At 60.9% G+C, this 14197-nt stretch carries 15 protein-coding genes and 1 pseudogene; 9 read left to right on the top strand and 7 right to left on the bottom strand.

Annotated features, from left to right (window positions below; all coding sequences use genetic code 11):
• Positions 1-12: 12 nt before the first annotated feature.
• Both R3175_RS07330 and R3175_RS07325 read left to right on the top strand, forming a co-directional pair.
• The gene (locus tag R3175_RS07330; protein ID WP_318943313.1) at positions 13-720 is read left to right on the top strand and encodes a S24 family peptidase; all 708 of its coding nucleotides are present in this window, start codon (positions 13-15) and stop codon (positions 718-720) included.
• A 207-nt stretch (positions 721-927) separates the two neighbouring features.
• Positions 928-1311: a hypothetical protein gene (locus tag R3175_RS07325; RefSeq protein ID WP_318943311.1), complete on the top strand. Its 384-nt coding sequence runs from the start codon at positions 928-930 to the stop codon at positions 1309-1311.
• A 234-nt stretch (positions 1312-1545) separates the two neighbouring features.
• On the opposite strand, the pseudogene R3175_RS07320 reads toward R3175_RS07325, so the two are convergent.
• Positions 1546-1752: pseudogene (locus R3175_RS07320) on the bottom strand (hypothetical protein); the annotation flags it as partial.
• A gap of 167 nt (positions 1753-1919) precedes the next feature.
• On the opposite strand from R3175_RS07320, the gene R3175_RS07315 reads away from it, so the two are divergent.
• Positions 1920-2453, top strand: a complete 534-nt coding sequence (locus tag R3175_RS07315) for a DUF4124 domain-containing protein (RefSeq protein ID WP_318943309.1) — start codon at positions 1920-1922, stop codon at positions 2451-2453.
• Between the two features lie 73 nt (positions 2454-2526).
• Here the strand turns inward: R3175_RS07315 and R3175_RS07310 are convergent, their stop codons facing one another.
• On the bottom strand, positions 2527-2961 hold the full coding sequence (locus tag R3175_RS07310) for a bifunctional diaminohydroxyphosphoribosylaminopyrimidine deaminase/5-amino-6-(5-phosphoribosylamino)uracil reductase RibD (protein WP_318943307.1): 435 nt from the start codon (positions 2959-2961) through the stop codon (positions 2527-2529).
• Complete coding sequence (locus R3175_RS07305; RefSeq protein WP_318943305.1) at positions 2958-3113, bottom strand: hypothetical protein; 156 nt, start codon at positions 3111-3113, stop codon at positions 2958-2960. The genes R3175_RS07310 and R3175_RS07305 overlap by 4 nt, the downstream gene beginning before the upstream one ends.
• Before the next feature lie 483 nt (positions 3114-3596).
• On the opposite strand from R3175_RS07305, the gene R3175_RS07300 reads away from it, so the two are divergent.
• On the top strand, positions 3597-5726 hold the full coding sequence (locus tag R3175_RS07300) for a hypothetical protein (RefSeq protein ID WP_318943303.1): 2130 nt from the start codon (positions 3597-3599) through the stop codon (positions 5724-5726).
• A gap of 373 nt (positions 5727-6099) precedes the next feature.
• On the opposite strand, the gene R3175_RS07295 is transcribed toward R3175_RS07300, so the two are convergent.
• Together R3175_RS07295 and R3175_RS07290 are read right to left on the bottom strand one after the other, a co-directional pair.
• On the bottom strand, positions 6100-6321 hold the full coding sequence (locus R3175_RS07295) for a GDCCVxC domain-containing (seleno)protein (protein WP_318943301.1): 222 nt from the start codon (positions 6319-6321) through the stop codon (positions 6100-6102).
• 167 nt (positions 6322-6488) lie between these two features.
• On the bottom strand, positions 6489-6848 hold the full coding sequence (locus tag R3175_RS07290) for a nuclear transport factor 2 family protein (RefSeq protein ID WP_318943299.1): 360 nt from the start codon (positions 6846-6848) through the stop codon (positions 6489-6491).
• Between the two features lie 302 nt (positions 6849-7150).
• Here R3175_RS07290 and R3175_RS07285 point away from each other — a divergent pair, with 302 nt between their 5' ends.
• A complete protein-coding gene (locus R3175_RS07285; protein WP_318943297.1) occupies positions 7151-7546 on the top strand; it encodes a hypothetical protein in 396 nt (131 codons plus the stop codon).
• Positions 7547-7568: 22 nt separating this feature from the next.
• Positions 7569-7814 (top strand): hypothetical protein, encoded by a 246-nt coding sequence (locus tag R3175_RS07280; RefSeq protein WP_318943295.1) that lies wholly within the window; start codon positions 7569-7571, stop codon positions 7812-7814.
• Positions 7815-8014: 200 nt separating this feature from the next.
• On the opposite strand, the gene R3175_RS07275 is transcribed toward R3175_RS07280, so the two are convergent.
• Both R3175_RS07275 and R3175_RS07270 read right to left on the bottom strand, forming a co-directional pair.
• A complete protein-coding gene (locus tag R3175_RS07275) occupies positions 8015-8524 on the bottom strand; it encodes a hypothetical protein (RefSeq protein WP_318943293.1) in 510 nt (169 codons plus the stop codon).
• A gap of 114 nt (positions 8525-8638) precedes the next feature.
• A complete protein-coding gene (locus R3175_RS07270) occupies positions 8639-8938 on the bottom strand; it encodes a hypothetical protein (protein ID WP_318943292.1) in 300 nt (99 codons plus the stop codon).
• 219 nt (positions 8939-9157) lie between these two features.
• Between R3175_RS07270 and lipA the strand changes: the two genes are divergently transcribed.
• The 3 genes from lipA (at position 9158) to R3175_RS07255 (ending at position 14182) form a co-directional block, all read left to right on the top strand.
• Positions 9158-10195 (top strand): lipoyl synthase, encoded by a 1038-nt coding sequence (lipA, locus tag R3175_RS07265; RefSeq protein WP_318943291.1) that lies wholly within the window; start codon positions 9158-9160, stop codon positions 10193-10195.
• A 159-nt stretch (positions 10196-10354) separates the two neighbouring features.
• Entirely contained in the window at positions 10355-11575 is a 1221-nt protein-coding gene (locus tag R3175_RS07260) for a methyl-accepting chemotaxis protein (RefSeq protein WP_318943290.1), read from the top strand.
• Positions 11576-11695: 120 nt separating this feature from the next.
• Positions 11696-14182, top strand: a complete 2487-nt coding sequence (locus tag R3175_RS07255; protein WP_318943288.1) for an efflux RND transporter permease subunit — start codon at positions 11696-11698, stop codon at positions 14180-14182.
• The last annotated feature ends 15 nt before the right edge of the window (positions 14183-14197 follow it).

Here is a 14197-nt window from a genome sequence, read left to right as displayed (position 1 = left end):
CGGTTACCATATATGTCGAACTCAAAAGCGAACTCTGAACTCAGTTCAGAGTTCACCCCTTACAACTCTGAACAGTTCTCAGAACGCTTAAAACTCGCCATGGGGAGCGACTCAACAAACAAGTTCGCAAAAAAGTGCGGATTTAGCGAAAGCCTGGTTAGGAAATATTTGAACGGTTCACTTCCTGGTATTGATAAAGCATTAGTTATGGCCAGGGTGACTGGCGTCAGCCTGGATTGGCTTATTTCGGGAGAGGGGCCTCAGCGTTCTGAGCAAAGCCCCGCTAAGGAAGACTCGCTTGAGGACGAATTTGCCTTGGTTCCTGGGTACAGCATCCAGGTAGCGGCCGGGGACGGCACTCTGCCAGGGGCGGAGCAGGCCACCCGTAAACTCGCCTTCCGGCGCAAGTGGCTGCGTTTCCGGGGTTTGAACGAGAAGGATCTAGCCCTGGTCTTCGCCAAAGGCGACAGCATGGAGCCCACCATTGACGACAACAACACTGTGATGATCGACACTAGCCAGAAAGAGTTGAGGGACGGCTCAATCTACGTGATCCGCACGAACGACCACCTTATCGTGAAGCGCGTTCAAACTCTCCTGGGCAAGACTATACTGCTGATCAGCGATAACAAAGCGTACCAGCCTATTGAGGTGAAAATGGACGAGGTAAGCGATTTGGAAGTGATTGGTCGGGTGGTTTGGATTGGGAAGGATACCTAACGTTAAGACTTAAAAAGGAGATTGACAATGCGGTACGCGACGCTTTTGGCGCCTCTATTTCTCACAATGAGCCTTCCACTATCCGCGGATACCATTTCGGAAGAATGCGAGAGGGAGTGGCCTGGCAATTACCAGATGCAGGAATATTGCATAAGCCAGGCAGCCCGCGGAGCTCAGGCCATACAGGAATACTTGGCTCGATATGGGATGACAACTGACAACTGGGTCTCCCGCAGCGTGCGAGGAGAGGTACCTGCATTAATCCTAAAAGGCTGCAACGAAGAATGGCATCCCGATCTGAAGATGATCGCTTACTGCCTCGAAAAAGAAGAGGCTGCGGCCATCCGACTTGGGAAGATTGGAGGTGCTCCAGAAAACTCAGTTGAGTTCGAGGCCGGAATTTCTGGTGAAATTGCTGCTATTGGCGTATCTACCGAATACTTAGGGCGGCACAACTACGGGCACGTTGATGAGGCGAAAGAGGCGGCAGCTCGGGGAGAACAAGCCGGAATCATCTGGGTAGAATGTTCCTCGGATGATCGTCGCGCCATGGCCAAATGCTTGCTGCGCCGTGAAGCTGCCGAGCTGTAATCATACTGGCATTACGAAAATCGTTGAGGGCTGCCTAACGGTGGGCCTGCATCTCAGGAAATGCGTTAATTGGAACCTAAGCGATTCGGCGAAGCTGGTGCCAATAGTATCGCTATTTTTTGCCGCGGTGCCATTTCCTTGCGCTAACTTCGATTCTGCGTGACTCCCCGCAAGTCGTTGAGCCGGACGGTCGTCAGTCCCCATCTCTAGTGGCTTCCGTCCCATTTTCTCCCTTCAAATCCCATCTCTTCCCACTTCCCTTCCTGGTGCCAATAGAATCACTAGTTCACACACGCCGTCCGACTCCGCCCCGCGTTTCTGGGCAATTTTCTCCACAGCGTCCACCAGCTCCCGAACCTCGGCCGCCGAGTAGTGCGTGGTAATCGACCCGTTCGCATGGCCCAGCAATTCCGAGCGTGTCTCCGGAGGCACGCCGGCCGCCGCGCTACAGACGGCCCGAATACGCTGTTTCCCACACTCCCCCCCTCCTGTTTGTACATCCGCTTCAACGTGCGATAAAACTATCTACACTTGTCATACTCTTACAGAACACACGCAAACTAGCGTTGTCGGTATCAACCGGTAAAACAGGCTGAAAAGGATCTGAAATGGATTTACGCACCAGGCTTCCAGGGATCGGAGTACTCGTCGCCGCTCTTGCCTTCACGCTTCCCTCCGCCCAGGCAGAGATATACCAATGGACCGATGACAACGGGAATGTGCATTTTGGGGATCGGGTTCCTGCCCAGCATCGTGAGGAAGCGGATACCGTGGGGCTATCCGGCCGGATTCCGAACCAGGATGAGGTCCAGGCAGCGCAGAACAGGGCGCGACGCATTCAAAGTGCCGCTGAAGCGACGGCGGAATCGAACCAGCAAAGGAGGGCAGAACAGGATGAGTCCGACACGGAGGTGGAGCCAGCTCGCCGCGCCTATGCCCCGCCCAGGCAGCACTTTCCTGAGTTACCGCCCTTGCCCCAGCGGGCCACGAGGCAACAGAGAGAGGAGCGATACCAACAGGAAATGGTGCGGTACCGAGCCAGCATGAGATGCCTGGCGCAGTATCAAAACACCAACGGCAGCTTCAAGGCAGAAGCCTTTGATCGCTGCGAAGTGGTCAAACGACCGAAATGGCCTGATTGAACGCAAAGAGGACCTACACGCCCCCCACAAAGACCTCGATAAGCGCTCACCTCAGGGCAGGCAGGAGCAATCACTAGCCGAGAAGATACTCGCCCAGGAAGGCCTGCACTTCCTCAGCGCACACGCCCTCAACCACTTCTATGCCCGCCTCACGAAGTTTCACCAGCCCCTTCCCGGAATTCCTGGGGTCCGGATCGGTTATAGCGACCACCACCGTTCCGATGTTTCGGTGGATCAGGGTCTCCGCACAGGAGGGCGTTCTGCCGTGAAACGAACAGGGCTCCAGGGTCACATAAGCCGTCAATCCGGATGCCGGACCATCCCACTGCGCCAATGCTTCCGCTTCGGCGTGGTGACGGCCCGGGGCCTGGGTATACCCCTTGGCCACGACCTCCCCCTCTCTCACCAACACGCAACCCACCGGTGGGTTGGGCCGGCAGGTCGGCAAGGCCTTCTTCGATTCGGCCAGTGCCAACGTCATGAAATGCTCATGGGTCATTCCTGTCATCGCATGATTTCCCTGGAGTGCGGGCAGCAACCAACGGACTGCCACTCCTGGCGCAGCCGCTCGCCACCGCGGCTGTAGGTACGCCGGTTGATCAGCTTGAGCTGATCGAGTTGCAGTAAGAAGTCGGTCAGGGGCGTCATCGCGTCGGGCAAGGCAGTCTCCGTCGTTGTCGATTCGCCCTCGACTCTACCCCAGAGCCGGGAGCCTTGGGAACGTCTTTGCCGAGGAAATGGGAGGATCACGCCGGCGCACGGTTCCCCTCAAGAGCTGTGACGCCCCCATCAAAACAGTCAGACCGTTTCACATTAATTCACGTGTAACACCCCTTACCCACCGAAACAATTTAGCCACTGAAACAGATGCACTACTCAACTAACTTCTGGTGTTACTGCTCCGCAGGCACTTTGGTAGGCCGGACAAGATAACCGGCCTACCCCCTCAGACACGACCCAGCAGGGGAAACACTTATGTCGCAGCTTCGACTGATATTCCTAGTCCTATTGACCGCCCTCTTCGTTGTGGGGTGCGGCGGAGGCGGTTCTTCCAGCACCTCCAGCAGCGGTGAAGTGGAAGGACTCAATACACCCAGCCGCGTTTCCATCGTTGACGCCGAGAGCTAAGCGGGAGAACACACCATGAAACATGCCCTGTTACCCCTGCTCATCGCCACTGTCGCCGGTACTGGTCCAGCGTCAGCGGCCTTTGACGACGCGGGGACCGACTACAGCAAGCAGCACACCGACAGCTGGACCTGGACTCCGGGCCTGGAGCCCATGGAGACCCCCAACGAAATCCTCTGCTTCATGCAGAACCTGAAGGCCGGTGAGATGGTCAACCAGGGGCCCTATACCGCCCTGGTCAACATGGCCGACTGCACCAGTGGCCAGCAGGATCAGAACAACAACCGTGGTCCCGACAACATCACCGCCATCGTGGAGAGCACCCGGGCCAGCAACAGCGATCCGCAGCTCGTCAAGGTCTGGATTCCCAGGATGAACGAGGGCTTCATGACCACGCAGATTCGCGCCATGGCGGTGATCAGGCAGTCCCCCAGCGCAGCAAACCCGGCCGGCGATTTTACCCTGACGTTCCAGATGTACGATGCCGACAACATCGGCCTGGGCCCCCTGGGGCAGGGCCAGCTGCAATCGGTGCCCACCGATAATGGCAACACCTCGCTGACCTTCTACGAGTCGTTCGGGATGGACGGTTTCAGCGACAGCCGTGCGGCCACCATTGAGAAGAACGGGGCGGCGGGCGCCGCCATTACCCAGTCCGACAGTTCCTTTGATGGGCTGCGGCGCTACCAGTTGAGCTGGAACGACAGCCGGGCCCTGGTGGAGCAGCCGAACTCGGACGGCAGTGGTACGGCGCAGGCCTGTCTGGCCAAGGACGTCCTGGAAGAGCGGGTATACGGCTACGGGGTTTACCACCACAGCGATGGCTCCGAGTTGGAAATCCAGGGCGGCTTCCCCTTTGAGTTTGAATCCGGCAACCAGCGGGTCCACGGCTACCTGGGCTATTGGGGGCTATGGATGGAGGACCAGAGCCTGTTCCAGGATGGCATGACCGTCAACAAAATGGATTTCTCCGGCGGAGCTCCCAGCAGCACCCCAGTCATCCTGCACAGCTCAGGTGGGCGCCTGAACAAGATCACCACCGATACCCGGACCCTGGCCGAGATTTCGGGGGTGCGTTTTGGCTATTGGGAAGGAGGCACCAACTATCGGGCCGAGTACCTCGCCAACGGTGGTGATGGCGAGGGCTTCTACAAGGTCGCCGAAGAGGCGTTCTCGGAGGATGGCCCGCCCCAGGTCACCGAGCTGGAACCGCCACAGCTGATTGACACCACCGGGCTCAACCGGCTCGACCTGTACTCCGATCAGCTCGGCGGCAGCGTCACCGTACGGATCGACAGTGGCGGCGGTTTGAAGAACGAGGTGGTACTGCGCAAGCGCCAGGTGGTCAGCTCTTCAGACCTGACTGACGATCTCACGCTCTACTGCAGCTGGGGCTGTCCCGGCAGTACGTTGAACGAGACCACCCTGGGGCCGAATGGGGACCCCATGCTAGATACCTCCGGGGGGAATGCCCAATACACGTTTGACGCTCAAACCATGGCACTCACCCATAATGGCAATCCGGTCACCTGGCCAGACGCCCTGTCCGCCGACAGTGTCTCGCCACAGTGGGCCTATGGCATCCACTCCGGCGTACTGACCACCACCGAAGCGGCACAGGAAACCTTCAACACTGGCGGTGAGCTGAGTACCTGGTACGAATGGGAAACCGGTCCCCAGTCCTGGAACCGCAGTTTCTGGGCCACCGGCAATGGCCAGGTGATCTCCATCGAGCCCCCGGTGTTCCTGAGCCTTACCTTCACCGCGGAGGACGACCGGGACGGCTTTGGAACGGATTACTATAACGAGCCCTTCCTGCTTGAATACAGTGGCCTGGGAGAACTGCACGGCCTGCCCTTCGAGGCAGACGAACACATGCGTTACGCCCCCGCAATCAACCTCCGGGACGGAACGTTGCTGACGGCCGCCAACGGTGGCGAGCAGTTTGTGGTGAAGGCCCTGCACACGGAGCTCAGTCTGGTGGAGCAGGACGCCAGTGCCTGCGGCAGCCTGTCGCTGACCGAACCCAGCACACCGCTGCCGACCAGCATCGACAGTGACGCCCCGCTGAACACCGACCCGGTGCCCTCCCCAGTGCCCTCACCCGCGGCCGTCGTGAACGGCGACGTGGTCAGCCAGGACTGACCCGCAAGAAGGCAGCAAAGGCGGTGCAGAGCAACCGCCAGGGCCGACCAATAACCGCGAACGGAGTCGCGGTTATTGCTTTATGCCCCCTCCGACCACCTTCAGGCGTCTCTATACCGCCCACTCGATCTGCACCAGAAAACAGTCAAGCAGGCGATAAATACACCAACCTGAGCAATTTATCTACAGCCCAGCAATCCCCTGGCCAATATTGAACCAGCCTTATTCAGCCCTTGTGCCCCAACGCTTCTCACAGATTCTCCTGAGATTGCTCACACAGTTACCCACAGTTTCTGTGGACAGTCACGCCCGGGGAAAACGAACCGTGGCACTATCCAAATGAGCAAGCCAAACGGAGCGCCGGTGCAACGGGTTATTGGTCTGGAGTACAGCCCCCCAAGCCTTGCTGAACGGGCGGGCAGGCGACCGAGCCAAAGGAACAGAACACACAACAGTCGCCGGCTTTCGGTTTTAACAGGGCATGGCAGGACTCGCACTCGTAAAAATACCGACAGGCGTTGGTCGGCATCACTTCCCGTTTTTGATGCCCGCAGTGGGGACAGGTGATGGTGGACTCCAAAATCACTTCGGCCATGACTTCCTCCCGGTGTCACCATTGCCCTGCCGACCCGAAAGGGACCGAGGGTGCCCGACACTCGTTTTTACAGGATGTTCCCAGGCAAACGGCTAAGTTTTCCAACCCGCGGGTATCGCTCCGCGATGCGCTCAGCAGGGGAACCGCGCACCCTGTCACGGTCGCCATCAGAACGCGCCTTTCCACTGCTCCGTGTCCACAAACCACCGCTCCTCGTAGATCTTGTCGCCGTTGAACCTGAACAGCACCGCCAGTTGGGAGGCGGGAATGCTCCGGGACTTCCACTCCACGATGGAGACCACCTCATTGCCCCCTTCAATCTGGCGTAGCCCGGTGATCTCGAACCCGGGAGGGAGCCTTTCCCCAATTCCATCCAGCGCTCTCCGGAAGGCCTGGCGCCCTTTTATTACATCGGTTTGTCCGGGCATGATGAAGGTCATGTCATCCTGGTAATCCGCCACCAGGGCGTCGAAGTCCCCCGCCCCAACGGCCTCCCAACCGCGTTGTACAATATTTGCTATGCCCATCGGGCTTCCCCCGGTATGGTCCCAGTTTGTGCGCCATCCGTCCGAACGGGGGCGCGCTGCTGCCTGCCGAATACGCATCCGACCGCACAGTTCAGGGATACCGGCATCAGGTTGGTTCCTCCCTTCAGTCTAGTTCACTCCTCCCCCCTGCCCAGGCAAGCCGCTGCTTTCCCGTCTGGCTGGGTCGTTAACCGACTGAGCCGGGGACCCGGCGCTCCCGGAAATGTGCGCCAGTCCACCAAATGCCATTGATCAACCGGGGTAAACTGGCTTTATCTTTCTTGCTTGACATGGTTCGGTGCATGCAAGAAGTTCCCAGTCACAAGGTCAGAACACTGTGTGGAGATGTCGGCCTGGTTGTGCTGGTGTGTGCAGCCGGCTACGTGACAAGCTCCCGACCGACGCGGGAGCTGCTAATGTTCAGCGTCACCGCCATCCTGGTCGCCCGGGCCTGGAGCCTGGTGTTTGACGTGCTGTTTGTGGAAGCTCTCCGGACCACCCCGCAGCCTCCCGATCATCCGCGCCCGTTCTACCGGGTGGTGCTGGACTATGTGGGATTCGAGGCGCCGTTAACCCTTGCCTTCGCGGTGGCGGCCCTCACCCTGCTCCCAATCACATACCTGGAAGCGCTCTCCTGCGCCTTCTTCCTCACCTGTTTCTATACCCTGTTCTGGTTTCTGGTCGAATGGCGCGATTAGTGACGTCTGCCGATCAGGGCGGATGACGGAACTGTTGACGCCGCTGGATCATGCAGCCTCCGGACAGGCCCGGGCGCCGCCCCAGCTGCACGGCAGCCTGTTCCCGCCCACATTGACGCATTTGCCTCCACCTTTGCTCGCGCCGTTGGCGTTGTTCGGCTCGTTCTTCGATGGCACTGGGGGCCGGGTTGGTAGCCGTCATTTCCGGCTCACTTGGCGGGGTATCGTCTGGAATGGGGTCAGCACCGGTGAGCACCAGTACCAGTAAGGTGCCGGTTAATATCGCACCGGATTTCCGGAGGTTCAGAGCCATGATCACGGCCTGCGTTGAAGTGTTCAGTTAGGACCGGTCATGGCGATATCCGTTCATCGTGAACGCCGGAGATCCCCTTGCCTGCCCCGGCTTCCGGCCATAAAAAAACCCGCCGGGTAACGGCGGGTTTTCTGGTCGGGCAGACTCCCGGCAACTTAATCGCCCCAGAAATTCCACCAGGCCTTGGCGTTTTCACGCTTGGCCGCCTGACCCTGCTCGCTGCCCCGCTCGCCCGGGTTGACCTTGGGACCGTTGGCGTTTTCGGGACGGCTATCACGCTCAGGCATGTCTTCCGCTTCTTCACGGCGACGCTCGGCCTCATCTTCGGCGCGCTCGCGGGCGTCTTCGGCTTCTTCCTCGGCCCGTTCGCGCGCCTCTTCGGCCTCTTCACGACGGCGTTCTGCTTCGTCTTCCGCCTGCTCCCGACGACGCTCGGCCTCGTCTTCGGCGCGATCCCGCAGGTCTTCCGCCTCGTCGGCCATGCGCTGACGCTGCTGTTCGGCGTGCTCTTCCATCTGGTAGCGCTGTTGGCCGGCCGCCTCACGCTGGCCCTGGCCCGGATGACCCTCGGCGTTCTTGCCACCCGGGGCGGCAATTACCTGGCCCGCCAGCAAGACGGCTCCCGCCAACATCAAACCACGTCCCATACTGTTCTTAACGCTCATTGCTCATCCTCATCAGAGATTGACTTGATGGTGTCACCATACATAAAGACGGGGCGCTTCCCCCGGTCCGTTCATGAAATTTCAGTAGGGTGCCACGAATTGGCACGTTCGGACTTATTGGGAAGGCGTTCGGGCCTCGCCCCCTGACGGTGCCACCCCCTGCCGACAGACCCCGGAAGGGCGGTCCCGCTGACCAGCCCGCAACTCGGCCCGCTCTCGCTGGCACCGGCGTTCCAGCCGACGACGCTGTTCCTTGCGCTGCCAGTACTGCTCATGGATCTGCTCGCGAACGCGCTCCATGGGGCTCTCGTCGCGATTACGAAACGGTTCCCCCGCCATGGGCGCCTGCAACGCCAACACCGTCAACAGGCACCCGAGGCCGCCTGTCAGCCAGGTTTGCCCCAACCCAACCATCGTTTGCTGTCCTCCCGAGTCAGGATTGCCTTACCGATGGGCGCGAACGTCGAACCCACCATCCAACCACCCGCTTCTGCCTGCAATTATGGCCGTCGCGTGCGACGAAAGTTGCACCGCCGATGGCCCGTGATAGTCCTTATGGAGCTTGTATCCGCCCCGCCCCCGCATTACCCTTGAAAGCTACCCTCCCAGCAATGTCAGAAGAGTCCGGTTGTCATGAGCGACAGCGCGAAGCCCCGCGTCACCAGTGGTACCAAGTTCCAGAGCGAACACGGAATCTCCGCCATCAAGGACGGCATCAAGAAATCGAACCAGGCAGCGACCCCGATTGCCCGCAAGCCCAAGTGGTTACGGGCCAAGATGCCCGGTGGCGAGCGCTACGATGCGGTCCGTCGCAATGTCAGCGAACATCGCCTGAGCACCGTGTGCCAGGAATCCCACTGCCCCAACATTGGCGAATGCTGGAGTAACGGCACCGCCACCATCATGGTGATGGGGTCGGTGTGCACGCGGGCGTGCAAGTTCTGCGCGGTGGACACCGGCAACCCCAAGGGCTGGCTCGATGCCGAGGAACCGGAAAACACCGCCAAATCGGTGGAGCTGATGGGTCTGCGCTACATCGTGCTCACTTCGGTGGACCGGGACGACCTGGACGACGGCGGCGCCGCCCATTACGCCGCCTGCGTGGCGGCGATCAAAGCCCGCACGCCAGAAGTGGCGGTGGAGGCCCTGACCCCGGACTTCGACGCCGTCATGCCTCACGTGGAGAAGGTGGTGGACTCCGGCCTGGATGTGTTCGCCCAGAATGTGGAAACCGTGGAACGACTGACCCACCGGGTACGGGACCCCCGCGCCGGCTACCAGAAGACCCTGAGCGTGCTGGCCCACGCCAAGCAATACCGCCCGGATGTGTTGACCAAGACCAGCCTGATGCTGGGGCTGGGTGAGACCGATGAAGAGATCCTGGCCACCATGGATGACCTGCGGGCCATCGGCGTGGACATCCTCACCCTGGGCCAGTACCTGCGCCCCACCCCCAACCACTTGCCGGTGGAGCGCTACGTCACCCCGGACGAGTTCAACCGCTACCGCGACCTCGGCCTGGAGAAGGGCTTCATGGAGGTGCCCTCCGGCCCCATGGTGCGCTCCAGCTACCGGGCCGACCGGGTGTTCGAGAAGAACAACCTGGGGCTGATCACCCCGGAGGTGCCGGACAGCCAGGCACTGCAGATTCCGGTCAAGCAAGTGGACTAACGGCGGCAACTGTCACCAATTGTTAAACTCCCCCAACAACTGACCTGCAGCAAGGACAAGACCACAAGCCCCTGCTACCTTTAGCATTTTATCGCCATTCCCGGGGTCAGCCGGGAGTGGCCACCACGGCTTCAATGGACGGAATAGCGCTCAATCACCATGTTGCAACTGCTCAAGAACGCTCGGCTCAAGTACAAATTCTGGTTACTCAACATCCTGGTCCTGGCGGTGCTGTGCCTGCTGGTGCTCTACGCCATGGATCTGATCGCGACCGTGTCCGGGCGCCCCTTCCCGGAGGTATTCGCAAACTATGCCAGCGAGTTTGCCGGCGTGGTGGCGGTACTGATGATGCTGGAGATGGCGGGCTCCCAGTTGCTGATTACCTTCATCGAGCGGCACGTCCGACGGCTGCGGGACACCATGGTGGCGGTCCAACGCTCGGGCAACCTGAGCCAGCGGGCGGTGGTGGACTCCCGGGATGAGATCGGTGCCATGGCCAGTGCCTTTAATGCCATGCAGGACCGCACCATGGAGGTGGTCCGGAGCATGAAACAGGCCATCGAGCACCTCAATCACGAAGCCCGGGAGCTGGCCACCGCCGCCGAGCAGCGTCGGGACGAACTGAGCCGCCAGCAGGCCGGCACTGACCGTTCCGCCGACGTCATCCAGGCCATGCTGCAGAGTTTCAGCGGCATCGCCGAGCAGGCGGAGATCGCCAAGACCCTGTCCAACGAGGCCCGCAATGCCGCCAGCCACGGTGGCGAGCGGGTGCGTCAGAGCACCGATTCAATCCAGGGCCTGGCTGGCGCAATTCAGCGTTCCGCCGACAGCGTGCAGGAGCTGGCAACCAACTCCCAGGCCATCAGCGAGGCCGTTGCCGAGATCCGGGGCATTGCCGAGCAGACCAACCTGTTGGCGCTGAACGCCGCCATTGAAGCCGCCCGCGCCGGCGAGCAGGGACGAGGGTTTGCGGTGGTGGCGGACGAAGTGCGCCAACTGGCCCAGCGGGTACAGGACTCCACCGAACAGATCCAGGGCACCATCGACCGGCTGTTGCAGGCCATGGACACCGCGCTGAGCCAGATGACCGGCAGCTCGGAGGACGCCAGCCGCTGTGTGGGGGAAGCCCAGGAAGGTCAGAAGGCCCTGGAAGCGATCAACGAGGTGGTGGGGCGCATCGACACCACCAACGAGGAGATCGCCGCCGTCTCGGCGGACCAGACCGCCTCCACCGACGACGTCATTGCCAACGTCCAGAGCATTCGCGAGGCCACCCAAGCCATGGTGGGCCAGCTGGCCGACAGCGCCAGCATGAGCCAGCGACTCAAGGCGCTGATCGACTCCCTGGAGGACGCGGCCAACCGGGTGACGGTGCATTAAACCGCCGCAACCTTGCCCCAGGCATGGGTAAAATCGGGCAATTTCCAGCCAACCACTGGCTTCCACCGCTGAATATGGCACACTGCGCCCTCCTCCTGAATCCATGGACCCGTGTGCTCAATGACCAAACTGCGCTCTCTCTATGATCGCCTGATTCTCGCCCATCCATTCGTTGTGCTGGCCGTGTTCGCGGTCATCCTGGTGGCCGCCAGCCTGCGCCTGCACCAGTTCCGGCTGGACGCGTCGGCAGAGTCGCTGGTGCTGGAAAACGACCGGTCCCTGGAACAGTACCGCACCATCAACCAGCGGTTCACCACCTCCGACGACTTCCTCATTGTGACTTACACCCCTCACCAGGCGCTCTTTACCGCCCAGGGGCTGGCCGACCTGACGGCATTACGGGATGAGCTGGAAACCGTGGCAGCCGTGGGGTCCACCAACAGCATTCTCAGCGTGCCGTTGCTGCACAGCCCGGACCTCAGCCTGGAGACCGTCGACCAGGAAATCAAGACCCTCGACGATGACCAGGTGCCGCCGGAAGTGGCCCGCCAGGCGTTGTTGGACAGTCCGCTCTACCCCAACCTGCTGATCAGCGAGGACGGTCAGACCACGGCCATCCAGGTCAACATGCCCGCACCTTCGCGCTACTACGAGCTGCTGGAGGCGCGGAAGCAGCTGCGGGAAAGCACGGCGGACGGCACCGGCTCCGAAGACGACCTGCGCCGGCTGGCAGAGGTGGAAGACGCCTTCCTGACGATGACAGAGCAACTGGACCAGCGCCGCGACGCCACCATCGAACAGGTGCGCGCCATTCTCGAACGCTACGACGACGTGGCCGAGATCCACCTGGGTGGGGTGCCGATGATCGTGGCGGACATGATCCGTTTCATCAAGAGCGACCTGTCCACCTTCGGTATCGGCGTGTTGCTGTTCCTGTTGGCTACCCTGGCCACCATCTTCCGGCAGTGGCGGTGGGTGCTGGTGCCGCTGCTATGCTGCAGCTTCACGGTGTGGCTGGTCATTGGGTATCTGGGCTGGGTGGACTGGCCGGTGACGGTGATTTCCTCCAACTTCATCGCCCTGCTACTGATCATGACCCTGTCGCTCACCGTGCACCTCATCGTGCGCTACCGGGAATTCCAGCACAACGCCTCCGATGCGCCACCCCGCGACACCCTACGCGAAACCTTGCGGGCCATGTTCAAACCCTGCCTGTACATGGCGCTCACCACCATGGTGGCCTTCGGCTCACTGACCTTCAGTGGCATCCGCCCGGTCATCGACTTCGGCTGGATGATGAGCATCGGCATCACCGTGGCCTTCCTGGTGGCCTTCTTCATCTTCCCCGCGCTGCTGTCGCTGACGCCGCCACGGGTTGACCAGCGGGTACGTTCCGACCAGGTGCCCTTCACCGACCACTTTGCCAACCTGACGGAGCGCAGGGGCAACTGGGTGCTGGGTGTGGCGATTGTGCTGGCAGTGCTGTGCGTCGTTGGGGTAACCCGGCTGACCGTGGAGAACAGCTTCATTGACTATTTCAAGTCCACCACCGAGATTCACCAGGGCATGATCACCATCGATGACCGGCTGGGGGGCACCACGCCGCTGGATGTGATCATCACCGACGAGCCGGCACCGGAAGGCAGCGCCTTCGACGACCCCTTTGCCAGTGACTGCGACCCGTTCGTCGAGGACTGCGGCACCGATGAGACATACCGGGACACCTGGTATACCTACCAGAAGATGGAGCAACTGGCCGAGGTGCACCGCTACCTCGACAGCCTGCCGGAAACCGGCAAGGTGCTGTCGATCAACACCACCCTGGGCGTGCTGGCACAGATCAATGGGGGCGAACCGCTGGATGCCCTGCAGCTGGCGTTCGTGCCCGCGGCGGTGCCGGACGACCTGACCGACGTGCTGCTGACCCCCTACATCTCCGAGGAGCACGACCAGGCCCGGTTCAGCGTCCGATTGCTGGAAACCTCGCCGGAGCTGCGTCGCCAGGAATTGCTGGAGCGGATACGTGACCACCTCACCGGTCACCTGGGCTTTGACGACGACCGGGTGATGTTCACCGGGATGACCGTGATGTACAACAACATGCTGCAAAGCCTGTTCGACTCCCAGATCAAGACCCTGGGCGCGGTGTTCCTGGCCATCGGCGCCATGTTCCTGCTCCTGTTCCGCTCCCTGTGGCTGGCGCTGATCGGTTTGGCGCCCAACCTGCTGGCCTCCGCCTCCGTGCTTGGCCTGATGGGGTGGCTGGGCATTGCCCTGGACATGATGACCATCACCGTGGCCGCCATTACCATGGGCATTGCGGTGGATAACACCATCCACTACCTCCACCGGTTCCGGGTGGAGTTCCGCAAGGACCACAACTACCTGGCCACCATGCACCGCTGCCACCGGAGCATCGGCCGGGCCATGTTCTATACCTCGCTCACCATCATTGTCGGCTTCTCGATCCTGGTGCTGTCGAACTTCATTCCCACCATCTACTTCGGCCTGTTTACCGGCTTCGCCATGCTGATGGCGCTGCTCGGCGCCCTCACCCTGCTGCCCAAGCTGATCCTGGTGTTCAAGCCTTTCGGGCCGGAAGCCTGAGTTCCTGGCACCGGT

The organism is Marinobacter sp., from assembly GCF_033722735.1.
GTDB lineage: Bacteria > Pseudomonadota > Gammaproteobacteria > Pseudomonadales > Oleiphilaceae > Marinobacter.
This window is presented reverse-complemented; position numbering and strand designations above follow the sequence as displayed.

Coding starts and splice junctions, on each gene's coding strand:
- R3175_RS07330 (WP_318943313.1), top strand. CDS start 13: ATGTCGAACTCAAAAGCGAACTCTGAACTCAGTTCAGAGTTCACCCCT.
- R3175_RS07280 (WP_318943295.1), top strand. CDS start 7,569: ATGACGGAACTGTTGACGCCGCTGGATCATGCAGCCTCCGGACAGGCC.
- R3175_RS07255 (WP_318943288.1), top strand. CDS start 11,696: ATGACCAAACTGCGCTCTCTCTATGATCGCCTGATTCTCGCCCATCCA.
- R3175_RS07290 (WP_318943299.1), bottom strand. CDS start 6,848: ATGGGCATAGCAAATATTGTACAACGCGGTTGGGAGGCCGTTGGGGCG.
- R3175_RS07275 (WP_318943293.1), bottom strand. CDS start 8,524: ATGAGCGTTAAGAACAGTATGGGACGTGGTTTGATGTTGGCGGGAGCC.
- R3175_RS07300 (WP_318943303.1), top strand. CDS start 3,597: ATGAAACATGCCCTGTTACCCCTGCTCATCGCCACTGTCGCCGGTACT.
- R3175_RS07325 (WP_318943311.1), top strand. CDS start 928: ATGACAACTGACAACTGGGTCTCCCGCAGCGTGCGAGGAGAGGTACCT.
- R3175_RS07260 (WP_318943290.1), top strand. CDS start 10,355: ATGTTGCAACTGCTCAAGAACGCTCGGCTCAAGTACAAATTCTGGTTA.
- R3175_RS07295 (WP_318943301.1), bottom strand. CDS start 6,321: ATGGCCGAAGTGATTTTGGAGTCCACCATCACCTGTCCCCACTGCGGG.
- lipA (WP_318943291.1), top strand. CDS start 9,158: ATGAGCGACAGCGCGAAGCCCCGCGTCACCAGTGGTACCAAGTTCCAG.
- R3175_RS07315 (WP_318943309.1), top strand. CDS start 1,920: ATGGATTTACGCACCAGGCTTCCAGGGATCGGAGTACTCGTCGCCGCT.
- R3175_RS07310 (WP_318943307.1), bottom strand. CDS start 2,961: ATGACAGGAATGACCCATGAGCATTTCATGACGTTGGCACTGGCCGAA.
- R3175_RS07285 (WP_318943297.1), top strand. CDS start 7,151: ATGCAAGAAGTTCCCAGTCACAAGGTCAGAACACTGTGTGGAGATGTC.
- R3175_RS07270 (WP_318943292.1), bottom strand. CDS start 8,938: ATGGTTGGGTTGGGGCAAACCTGGCTGACAGGCGGCCTCGGGTGCCTG.